We start from the raw sequence: 2893 nt of genomic DNA, 5'->3' as shown, positions 1-2893 counted from the left end.
CTTGATCTCATGGGTGCTGGCTCCCTCAGCTCTTCCGCCATCCATGTTTCGAGTTTAGGGGCTTTTACCATCGGTTGGGCCGACGGTGCTCGCTCCATCAAGAGCCTCTGGGGAACGGGTACGGTCCAGACTGACCAGAACGACCTCACCATTGGCGAAGGCAACTTCGGAGGCAGCATCCACAGCCTTGGTCGTCTCATAAAGGCAGGAGATGGCGTCCTCACCCTGTCAGGTCTCATCAATTCCATCCAGGGTGGCACAGTCGTGGAGGCTGGCACGCTCTCCATTCTGGGTTCCATGACCAGCGACGTCCAGGTTCGGTCCGGAGCGACCCTGAGTGGCGCCGGGCCCATCCGTGGACACGTCGCTGTTGACGCCGGAGCCACTCTCGCAGGCTTGGGCACCTCGCCCTTGGGAATGAGCTCGCTTCACCTCGATGCTGCCTCGAGCGTCGACGCAACGTTCAGGACTGCAGGGATCCCGGTCTTTTTCGTCAATGGAAACCTCACCGTAGGAGGCGCGCTGAGGATCAACCCCGCCTCAATCCTGTCCTATGGCACCTTCGCCCTGTTCGACAGCACCGGGACCACGAACAACGGAATGGTCCTTGCCAGCGCCCCCGCCGGATACCAGCCGGGGAGCTTCTCCCTCAAAACCGAGGCCGGCAGGATCAGTCTCGTGGTCGGCCCTGTCGCGGGCGATCAGAACTGGAAGGGCGGGTCCGGCACCTGGTCCGCAGGATCAACCTGGCTGAACCCCGGCAGCAATCTCCAGGTTGGCTGGAGCGGCAATACGGCGATCTTCGGCGGCTCATCCGGCCAAATCGACGTGCAGGGGACGCAGACGTTCTCCAACCTGCGCTTCGAGAGCAACGGCTACGTGCTCCAGTCCGGCTCAAATGGGGAGCTCGCCATGGCTGGAGGCGAGAGCGGCATCAACGTGAGCAATGGCGCCACGGCCACACTCAACCTGCCCGTCACAGGATCAGGCAAACTCGCCAAGAGCGGTGCGGGAACGCTGGTCCTCGGCGACGGCAACACGTACACGGGCGGCACGAGGATTGAGGCCGGGACGCTCGCGGGATCGGCCTCGAGCTTTGGCACGGGCGACATTGAGAATGACGGAACCCTGGAGCTCCGGCAGGCCACGGATGCAACCCTCGCCGCCAGGATCTCCGGAAGCGGCGGGTTTCACAAGACCGGGGCAGGGGTCCTGAACCTGACGGGAGCGAGCACCTATACGGGGGGGACCCTCGTGCGGGAAGGTCGCCTGAAGGCCAACGGCTCACTGGCTTCATCCGTCACCGTCGCATCCGGAGGTATCCTCGGCGGCTCGGGTCAGATCGGCGGGCTGGAAGCTCAGTCCGGCGGCATGATCGCGCCGGGCAACTCCATCGGTACGCTGCGCGTCAACGGTCCGGTCAGCTTCGGGGCAGGCTCGACCTATGAGGTCGAGGTCGATGCCGCAGGCAACTCCGACCGCATCGAGGCCACGGGACAGGCCACGATTGCCGGCGGCACTGTGCGGGTGCTGGCTGAGAACGGCAGCTACAAGCCGTCAACGAGCTACAAAATCCTCACGGCGGATGGGGGCGTCTCGGGCGCGTTCTCGCGCGTGACCTCCAACCTTGCCTTCCTGACGCCAGCCCTCGACTACGATCCCAACTCTGTCGTCCTCACCCTGTCCCGTAAGACGGATAACGCGGAGGAAGAGACACCGCCCAAGCCGTTACGCTTCTCGTCGGTTGCTCAGACCAGGAATCAGTTCAACACGGCCGAGGCCGTGGAAGCCCTGGGCAACGGCAACCGCCTGTTCGATGCGGTTGTCGGTCAGAGCGCCGGTGGCGCCCGTCAGTCATTCGATGCACTCTCGGGTGAGGTTCACGGCAGCGCAGCCAGCTCTCTCCTGAGTGGAGCCTTGCGGACGCAGGACCTGCTGCTGAACCGCATGCGCAGCACTCCCGCGCCTGCCCCCGTCGGCCAGACCGGTACAGTTGCGGCCGCATACGCTGCCGATCGGCCGGCCCGTGGGATGGCACCGGAGGCTCTGGTGCTTCCGAGCCTCGATCCGCACCGCTTCGCCCTCTGGGGCGAAGGCTTCGGCTCGTGGGGGCAGATCCGCGCTAACGGCAACGCCGCCGGCGTGGATACCTCCACGGGCGGCTTCGTCATCGGCGCCGAGGCGCGGCTCGACGAGACCTCCACGCTTGGCATCGCCGGCGGGTTTTCCCGCACCACCTTCGACGTGGACGGGCGCCTGTCCTCCGGCTCGAACGAGACCACGTTCGGCGCGATCTACGGCACGGCCCAGTGGGGAGCCGTCAACCTGCGGGCCGGCGCATCCTATGCCTGGCACGACATCGACACCACCCGCACGATCACCTTCCCGGGCTTTGCCGATCAGACGAATGCGTCCTACAACGGCTCGAGCCTGACGGCTTTTGCGGAGGTCGGCTATGCCTTCGAGCTCGGGCGGGTGACGCTTGAGCCGTTCCTTGGTGCGTCCGTCATGCGCCTGCACACGGACAGCTTCGTCGAGAACGGAGGCATTGCTGCGCTCACCGGGTTCAGCCGCACGCATGAGCTCGCGACCACCACGCTGGGGCTCCGGGCCGAGGCGCGGATCAGCAACGATCTCCCATTGACACTCAGGGGCATGGTCGGCTGGCGTCGGGCCTATGGCGACTTTGAGCCTGCTGCGCTGCTCGCCTTCTCGGGCGGAGCATCCGCCTTCGCGGTCTCCAGTGTTCCGCTCGACCGGGACGCCCTTGTGGCGGAGGCTGGTCTCGACTGGCAGATCAACAGGGACATGGCGCTGGGCGTGTCCTATTCCGGGCAGATCGGGGCACGGGCGCAGGAGCACGCGGTAAAGGGTAGCTTCACATGGAGGTTCG

1 protein-coding gene is annotated in these 2893 nt (G+C 65.5%); it reads left to right on the top strand.

Going from position 1 to position 2893, the window contains the following annotated elements:
• Positions 1-9 precede the first annotated feature (9 nt).
• Positions 10-2893, top strand: a 2884-nt coding sequence (locus tag LG661_RS24365; protein WP_230534585.1) for an autotransporter outer membrane beta-barrel domain-containing protein, incomplete at its 3' end; no start/stop codon positions are given.

The organism is Microvirga roseola, from assembly GCF_020866965.1.
GTDB classification, from domain to species: Bacteria; Pseudomonadota; Alphaproteobacteria; order Rhizobiales; family Beijerinckiaceae; genus Microvirga; species Microvirga roseola.
Note: the sequence above shows the minus strand (reverse complement) of the source record. Positions and strands in the feature narration are given on the sequence as shown.